This is a genomic window from Falsiroseomonas sp. RANM36 (assembly GCF_056682175.1).
In genome coordinates this window covers 1-7,683 of sequence record NZ_JBWXTD010000017.1, presented here as the reverse complement: position 1 = coordinate 7,683, position 7,683 = coordinate 1, and the positions used below count along the sequence as shown (strand labels likewise).

9 protein-coding genes are annotated in these 7,683 nt (G+C 73.8%); 5 read left to right on the top strand and 4 right to left on the bottom strand.

The window, feature by feature from the left end; translation table 11 throughout:
• The coding region (locus AC1MIR_RS27475) for an HpcH/HpaI aldolase/citrate lyase family protein (protein ID WP_480031353.1) at positions 1–613 on the top strand (613 nt) is incomplete at its 5' end.
• 252 nt (positions 614–865) lie between these two features.
• Here the strand turns inward: AC1MIR_RS27475 and AC1MIR_RS27470 are convergent.
• Positions 866–1,894 carry an NAD(P)-dependent alcohol dehydrogenase gene (locus tag AC1MIR_RS27470; protein WP_480031352.1) on the bottom strand — a complete coding sequence of 343 codons (1,029 nt, stop codon included), beginning with the start codon at positions 1,892–1,894 and terminating at the stop codon, positions 866–868.
• 90 nt (positions 1,895–1,984) lie between these two features.
• Between AC1MIR_RS27470 and AC1MIR_RS27465 the strand changes: the two genes are divergently transcribed.
• Together AC1MIR_RS27465 and AC1MIR_RS27460 are read left to right on the top strand one after the other, a co-directional pair.
• A complete protein-coding gene (locus AC1MIR_RS27465; RefSeq protein ID WP_480031351.1) occupies positions 1,985–2,881 on the top strand; it encodes a LysR family transcriptional regulator in 897 nt (298 codons plus the stop codon).
• Between the two features lie 328 nt (positions 2,882–3,209).
• Complete coding sequence (locus tag AC1MIR_RS27460) at positions 3,210–4,766, top strand: winged helix-turn-helix domain-containing protein (RefSeq protein WP_480031354.1); 1,557 nt, start codon at positions 3,210–3,212, stop codon at positions 4,764–4,766.
• A 21-nt stretch (positions 4,767–4,787) separates the two neighbouring features.
• Here the strand turns inward: AC1MIR_RS27460 and AC1MIR_RS27455 are convergent, their stop codons facing one another.
• The 3 genes from AC1MIR_RS27455 to AC1MIR_RS27445 are packed head-to-tail and all read right to left on the bottom strand — an operon-like array spanning position 4,788 to position 6,332.
• Positions 4,788–5,081, bottom strand: coding sequence for a hypothetical protein (locus AC1MIR_RS27455; protein WP_480031350.1), 294 nt, complete (start codon positions 5,079–5,081; stop codon positions 4,788–4,790).
• Positions 5,051–6,076 carry a hypothetical protein gene (locus AC1MIR_RS27450; protein ID WP_480031349.1) on the bottom strand — a complete coding sequence of 342 codons (1,026 nt, stop codon included), beginning with the start codon at positions 6,074–6,076 and terminating at the stop codon, positions 5,051–5,053. The genes AC1MIR_RS27455 and AC1MIR_RS27450 overlap by 31 nt, the downstream gene beginning before the upstream one ends.
• The gene (locus AC1MIR_RS27445) at positions 6,027–6,332 is read right to left on the bottom strand and encodes a winged helix-turn-helix domain-containing protein (RefSeq protein ID WP_480031348.1); all 306 of its coding nucleotides are present in this window, start codon (positions 6,330–6,332) and stop codon (positions 6,027–6,029) included. The genes AC1MIR_RS27450 and AC1MIR_RS27445 overlap by 50 nt, the downstream gene beginning before the upstream one ends.
• A gap of 147 nt (positions 6,333–6,479) precedes the next feature.
• On the opposite strand from AC1MIR_RS27445, the gene AC1MIR_RS27440 reads away from it, so the two are divergent.
• Positions 6,480–6,710 (top strand): hypothetical protein, encoded by a 231-nt coding sequence (locus AC1MIR_RS27440; RefSeq protein WP_480031347.1) that lies wholly within the window; start codon positions 6,480–6,482, stop codon positions 6,708–6,710.
• 100 nt (positions 6,711–6,810) lie between these two features.
• On the top strand, positions 6,811–7,518 hold the full coding sequence (locus AC1MIR_RS27435) for a hypothetical protein (RefSeq protein ID WP_480031346.1): 708 nt from the start codon (positions 6,811–6,813) through the stop codon (positions 7,516–7,518).
• Positions 7,519–7,683 lie beyond the last annotated feature (165 nt).

The following is a 7,683-nucleotide window of genomic DNA, read 5'->3' as shown; positions in this document are numbered from 1 at the left end:
GGCGCTTCTCGCCGACCCCCTCGCCGCGATCCCCCCCGGCGGCGCGGTGACGGTAATGCTGCCCACGGGGGAGACGGCCACGCAGGTCGCGGCACTGGCAGCCAAGCTGGTGCTGCGCGGCCAGGGCGGCCCCGTCGCCGCGCTGCTCGAGACGCCGCGCGGCGTGATGGAGGCCCCGCGCATCGCCGCCGCGCCCGGGCTCTGTGCGCTCGGCTTCGGCGCCGAGGATTTCGCGGCCGCCCTCGGCCTGGCGCCATCGCCGACGGGGCTCGCCATGCCGGCGCAGCTGGCCGGGCTCGCCGCGCACGCCAATGGCCTCGCCTACTGGGGCTTGGCGGGCAGCGTCGCGGAGACAGTGGACATGGAGGGCTTCGGCGCCCTGGTGCGTCTGTCGCGCCAGCTCGGCTTCACCGGCAGCGTCTGCATCCATCCGCGCCAGGTGCCGGTGGTGAACGAGGGCTTCGGCCCGTCGCCGGCTGAGATCGCCTGGGCACGGCGGGTGGTCGCGGCGGCCGAGGAGGCCCGCGCGCGGGGCGAAGGCGCGGTGCTGCTCGATGGCCGCATGGTCGATCGCCCGATCGAGGATCGTGCGCGGCGCTGGCTGGCGCTTTAGCCGGTCGGCCGCAGCGCCGTCCTCCGAGACGGCCGCGGCCGCCTGGAGACGGTTCGAACCCGGCAACCGCCGCCCCGCCAGTTACGCTCCGCTTCGCCACCCTACGCCGCGCTTCGCTCAGGTTCGCGCGGTGCCCTTCACGCTCCGTCGAAGCCGCTGGAGAACCTGCGACGAATCGGATGTCGCCGATCGCGCCTGTTGCGCCAGCCGGCTCGGGCGCGCCTTGGCCTGCAATGATCGGGACCGCCGTCCTCAGGGAAACCGCATCCGTGACGGCCTCGAGGCGGCATCCGCTGCGCGGGCTCGGTGCGTGTCGATGATGCCGACCACCGCGCTGCCGAGCTTGCCGCCGCTGTCGACATGGCGATGGGCTTCCACGATGTCGTCAAGCCGATAGCGGTGCCCGATGACGGGCCGGAGCACGCCCGCCTCGAGCATCACCGCGATGCGGGCAAGCGCGGCAGCGTCGTTGCCCGAGAAGCCGCATAGCACCCGCGGGCCCGGCCGCAGCGCCGTCACGAGCATCTGCGCCAGTTCCCGCGCGCCGAAGGAGAGGAACAGGTGGCGCCCGCGCGGCGCCAGATGCGACCGCCACGCCGCGAAGCGCGTCGCGCCGATCGTGTCGAGGATGACGTCGAAGGGCTGCGCCGCCACGCCACGCGGACCCACCTTCCGGTCGATCACGGCATCGGCGCCGAGGCGTCGCACCAGGTCGCCATTGGCCTCGCTGCACAGCGCGGTCACATGCGCGCCAAGATGCTTCGCGATCTGCACCGCGAAGACCCCGACATTGCCCGCCGCGCCGACCACCAGCACACGCTCGCCTCGCTCCAGCCGCGCCACGTCGCGCAGGAAGGCAAGCGCGGCGAGCGCGCCGAAGGGCACGGCGGCGGCCTCGGCGCTGCTCAGGCCCGCCGGGATCGGGTGGACCGCCGCGTCCTCGCGGATCGTCAGGCATTCGGCATTGGCGCCGCGCAGCACGATGCCGAAGACCGCCTGGCCCGGCTGGAAGCGCGTGACCTCGGCGCCGACCGCCTCGACCTCGCCGGCGAACTCCATGCCGGGAATCGGTTGGCGGGGTCCTCGCAGGCCGAAGGCAAGCCGGATCGGCAGGCGGAAGATCGCCGGGGCGCGCAGTCCGCGCAGCCGCACATCGCCCGAGGTGACCGTGCTCGCATGTACCCGCACGCGGATGTCTCGCGGGCCGATCGGCGGCAGCGGGACCTGCTCGATCCGCAGCACCTCGGGCGGTCCGTAGCGGCGGTGGATGGCGGCTCTCATGGCGTGCTCCGGTCGTGGCAGGGCCGCTCATAACCATGCATCTGCAGCGGCAATATTGCCGAGTCTTGCAGATGATCCATACATTCCTGCATGCGTGAACCGCTGCCATCCTTCGACTGGACCCTGGCCCGCGCCGTTCTGGCCACGGCGGAGGCCGGCTCGCTCTCCGCCGCCGCGCGCCTGACCGGCCAGACGCAGCCGACCCTTGGCCGGCAGGTCGCCGCGCTGGAGCGCGCGCTGGGAATCGCGCTGTTCGAGCGGGTGGGCCGCGGCCTCACCCTGACACCCACGGGGCGCGAGGTGCTGGAGCATGTCCGCGCCATGGGCGAGGCCGCGGCGCGGGTGTCGCTCGTGGCGTCGGGGCGATCGCAGGCGATCGAGGGGCCGATCCGCATCACGGCAAGCGAGGTCTATGCGGCGCACCTGCTGCCGCCGATCGTTGCGCTGCTGCGCGCCGCGCATCCCGGCATCACGGTGGAGATCGTCGCCGACAACCGCCCGACCAACCTGCTGCGGCGCGAGGCCGACATCGCCGTCCGCAACTTCGAATCGCGCGACACCGAGCTGATCGTCCGCAAGGTCGCCGAGGATCGGGCGCGGCCTTATGCGACGCCGGACTGCCTGCATCGGCTGGGCCGCCCAAGCCGCTGGGCGGATCTGGCCGAGGCCGGGTTCGTGGGCTTCGACCGGACGGAGCTGTTGATCGAAGGGCTTCGCGCCTTCGGCCTGCACCTCACGGCCCGGAACTTCCCCGTCCAGGCCGACAGCCACCTGGTCCATTGGGCCTTCGTGCGGCAGGGGCTGGGCATCGGCCTGATCACCGAGGCGGTGGGCGATGCCGATCCTGCCGTATGTCGCGTGCTGCCGGAGGAGCCGCCCCTCACCTTCCCGATCTGGCTCGCCACGCATCGCGAGCTGCACACCAGCCGCAGGGTGCGGCTGGTGTTCGACCTGCTGACCGACGCGCTGTCCGCGTCCGGGCGGTGAAGCGGCGGCGCCGCCAGGGTTCGAATCCGGGCGCGCCCTCTCCGCCAGTTGCCGAGGGTGTCGCCCTTTCCGCCCGATCGACTGCGGCGCCGCGTGGCAGGCCGTCCGGAAGCGTTCCCGCATGCCTGATCACCGGTGCGACCCGGAGGCTCAGGCGTGGCCGAGCATCCGTGCCGGACCAGACCGGAAGGCAGTGGGCCGGCGCGCCTGCGCTCGGGCCGTGGCGCGGATGGCGGGCATGCCTTACGGTCCGGGCTCGACTGTTCGACCGGGGCCGGCCGCGGGACCATCCTGGGACGCCCGTGCAGCTGAGGCGGCATCCTTGAGCGTGGAGGCATTTCACTTCCAGGACTGCATCCTGCGGCCGACGCTGCGCGAACTCAGCCGCGGCGGAACGCCTTTGGCGCTGGGCGCGCGGGCCTGCGACCTGCTGCTGCATCTCGTCGCCAATGCCGGCCGCGTCGTCGGACGCGATGAGCTGATGCTCGCGGTGTGGGGCGACGCGGCGGTCGGCGACAACAACCTGAACGTCCAGGTCGCGGCGCTGCGCCAGCTGCTCGGGCGCGAGGCGGTGCTGACCATCCCCGGCCGCGGGCTGCGCTTCGGTCACCCGGTGCGCGCCGTCGCCACCATCGAGGCGCACCAGGAGCCGCCGGACAGGCCCTCCGTCGTGGTGCTGCCCTTCGCCGATTTCGGCGCGGGGTCGCAGCTGCCGTGGCTGGCCGACAGCATCGTCGAGGACGTCACGACGGACCTGTCGCGCTTCCGCGACCTGTTCGTGGTGGCGCGCAACTCCGCCTTCGCCTGGCGCGGCCAGGCACGGGATGTGCGCGACATCGCCCGCGCGCTTGGCGTGCGCTACGTCGTCGAGGGCAGCGTGCGGGTCGCCGGCGGGCGGGTGCGCGCCACGGCGCAGCTGATCGAAGCCGCATCCGGCGGCCATGCCTGGGCGGAGAGCTTCGACGCCCCGATGGAGGATCCCTTCGCCATGCCGGCGCGCATCGCCGCAGGGATCGTCGCCGCGCTCGCGCCGCAGATCGACGGTGCCGAAGTCCTGCGCATGCGGCGCGCCCCGCCGGCGCATCTCGGCGCCTATGGCCTGGCGCAGGCGGCCTGGGCGGTGATGTCGGCCGGCGAGATGGCCTTCGACACGGCACCGCGCGACCGTGCGGCGGCGCTGGCGAGGGAGGCGCTGGCGGCCGATCCGGCCTGCGGCCTGGCGCAGCGCGTGCTGGCGGCGGTCGCCTGGTGGCACGCCTATCACGGCACGACGGAAGACTTCGCGTCGACCATTGCCGCCGGCCGCGCCGCGGCGGATGCGGCGATCGCGCTGGACGCGCAGGACCATCATGCCTGGCGGCAGAAGGGGCTGCTGGCCTTCATGGCGCAGGATGCGGCGGCGGGCCTCGCCGCGCCGCGCCATGCCCATGCGCTCAATCCGAATTGCGCGGTGACGCTGGCCTGGCTCAGCTTCAATGAGGCGCTGCACGGCAATCCGACGCTCGGCGTGCCGCTCGCCGAGGCCGCGCTGCGGCGCAGCCCGCGCGACCCGGCGCGCGGGGAGATGCTCTGCGCGCTGGGCTTCGCGCAATTCGCGGCGCGCGACTATCTGGGGGCGGCGGCCTCGGCGCAGGCCGCGCTGCTCGGCATGGCGAACGCCGCGCCGCCGCTGGTGCTGGGCGCGATCGCGCAGGTCGGCGTCGGCGACCTTGCGGCGGCGGCTGCGACCTTCGCGCGGCTGCGCGACACGGCGCCGGCGCTCGCCGCCGCGCGGCTGGCGGGGCGCTGGCTGTCGACCAACCCCGACTACCAGGCCCGCGCCCACACATTCCTGCGGGTTGCCGCGGGGCTGGCGCCACCCGAGGACGCCGACGCGCTGCGGTAGGCGGTCAGGCACACCTCGCCGTCACTCCGGCACACCGGCCGCGCGCAGATCCGCCCGATAGGCATCCTGGAAGCCGCGGTCGCGCCAGACGTCGGGCATGCGGCTGACCCGCGTCCACGGCTCGGTGCGCAGGAACGCCTGTGCCGCCTCGCGCGCCTCCGCCTCGCGGCCAAGACGCCAGAGCGCCACGATCAGTGCCCGGTGGGATGTGCCGGCGAGAGGCGCCTGGCCTTCGCGCAAGCTGTCTTCGGCGCAGCGCAACGCCATCGGCAGCTCGCCCAGCATCAGATGGCCGAACGCCTCGCCCGCACGCATGAGCCCGATTTCCGGATCGCGCGGGCTGAGCCGCGCGGCGCGGCGGAACAGCGGGATGCGCCGGCCGGATCGGCGACGTAGTTGCGGACCCAGCCGGCACTGTTCGCCGCCTGCGCGGAGTTCGGATTGAGCGCCAGTGCGCGCGCGGTCGCTGCAAGCCCGGCCTCGTAGTCGCGACCGAGATGGGCGATGGCATGCCCGGCGCGCAGCAGCGTCGCAGGATCGTCTCCCGCATCGGCCAGCGCCTCCCGCGCCAGCGCGATCCCTCGCGCGGCATCGCCCGGCTCCCACCACTGACGTGACCCGCGCGCGGCATAGCATACGGCGGCCATTCCCTTGGCGAGCGCGAAGCCCGGTTCGGCCTCGACGGCACGGCGAAGCAGGTCCAGCGCCGCATCGCTCTCCGCCTTCCCCAGCCCGTGGTAATGGTGCGGCAGGGCGCGCAAATAGAGGTCGTAGGCCGCGAGGCTGCCCGTCGGCTTGGCGCTGGCGCGGCGGATTTCCGCCGCCCGCAGGTTCGGCTCCAACGCGCCGGCGACCGCTTCGGTCACGCGGTCCTGCAGGTCGAAGATGTCGTCGAGCGCTGCGTCGAAACGCCCTGACCAGAGCTGCCGCCCGGTCTCCGCCTCGGCGAGCTGGCAGGCGATGCGAACCCGCCCGCCGGCCTTGCGCACGCTGCCTTCCACCACGTAGCGCACGCCGAGCTCGCGCCCGACCTGGCGCACATCCACCGCGCGGCCCTTGTAGGTGAAGGCCGAGTTGCGCGCGATGACGAAGAACCAGCGGATGCGCCCGAGCGCGGAGGTGATCTCCTCCACCATGCCGTCGGCGAAGTAGTCCTGCTCGGGGTCGCCCGACATGTTGGCAAACGGCAGCACGACGAGCGACGGCCGGTCCTCCGGCGGGGTGAGTGCCTCGACAGCTGGCGGCGCGGCCGGCGCGGCGTTAACCGCGGCATCGAGCATGTAGCCCCGGCGCGGGACCGAGCGTAGCACGCGGCCTTCCTCGTCGCCGATCGCGCGCCGCCTGGAACAGGCTGTCCTCGGTGACGGTCACGCCGGGCCACACCGCATCGAGCAGCGCGTCCTTGGTCACGGTGCGCCCGGCCTCGCGCGCCAGGGCGCGCAGCAGGTCGAAGGGTTTTGGCGCCAGCGGCACCTCGGCGCCGGCCGCGTTGCGCAGGCTGCCGCGGCCGAGGTCGAGCGTGACGCCGGCGAAGCGCAGCACCTCCTCCCCGGCCTTCTCCGCCATATGCGCCGCCATCCCCTCAGAACTTCAGCGGATCATACACGAGGCATCGGCGGAAGGTCAGGCGCGCTTCAGGACATGCGGAACCGTCGCAGGCGAAGGTCCGGTCACGCCCGGCGTGGTGCCGGGTCACGGACAACGGAGACGACGATGAGCGCGACGAACTTCTCACCCGTCCTGGTCCCGGCGGCGCCGATGCGCGGCACCTCGCGCGGGCGTCTGGCGGGCTGGCTGGTGCGGTTGGTTCCGGCGCGTCGGCGGAGCTCGGACGCCGCCTTGCCGGAAGGCGTCGGACATCACCTGAGCCGCGACCTCGGGTTGCCGCCCGGCCACGCGCATGAGGACGCGGTCTGGGGCGTGGGCGGGCTGATGTGGCGCTGACATCGCGGCGCGGGCCGCGCCGCCGCCGCGCCGGGGCGCCGATTTAGCGGCCTTTAGCGCGCCGTATGTCGGGGTGCCTGACGTCGTGCGAGGATCGGGCATGTGCCCCGAAGCGACCACGGACGACGCGCCCGGTCCGGTCCCCGCGCCCAAGCCGGGGCCGGCGCGGCGCGTGCTGGTCGGGCTGGCCTTCGCGCTGGTCGCGCTGGCGCTGCTGTCCTTCGCCGCCGCGCATGCGCTGACCGACGCGCTCGACGAGCTGTTCGAGCTGCGGCGCCTGGCGCAGGCGGAGATGCTCGGCCCGCCGCTGGTCCACATGGTCCTGGCGTTGCAGGCCGCCCTCATCGCGATACCCTTCGTCCCCGGCGCGGAGGTCGGCTTCCTTCTGCTGGCGATCTGCGGTGCGCAGCTGGCGGTCGAGGTCTATGCCGCCACCGTGGTCGGGCTGCTGCTGGCCTTCGGCATCGGCCGGGCCGTGCCGCGGCGCCGCGCGGAGCGGCGGCTCGCGCGGCTCCGCCTGGATGCGGCCGCCGACGCGGGCGCGCGGCTGACACGGGACGGCGCCGCGGCGCCAACGGAAGGCGGCTGGCCGTTCCGGCGGCTTCTCGGCCGGCTGCTGCGCCATCGCTGCCTGTGCCTGGTGCTGCTGATCAACACGCCGGGCAACACGCTGCTCGGCGGCGGCGGCGGGATCGCGCTGGCCGCCGGCATGAGCCGGCTGTTCAGCCTGCCGCAGTTCCTGGCGAGCGCGCTGATCGCGGTCGCGCCGGTGCCCGCCTTCGTCCTGCTGATGGCGGCCTTTGCATGATCACGATGGAGCGCAAGGCATGACACGGACATCCGAGGCGAATGGCCGGCTCTGGGGCGCCCGCGCCCGCGACTGGGCGGAGGTGCAGGAAGGCCAGTGCGCCGCGGCCTTCGGCGCCGTGCTGGACCATGCCGGCGTCGGCCGCGGCAAGCGGCCGCTCCATTG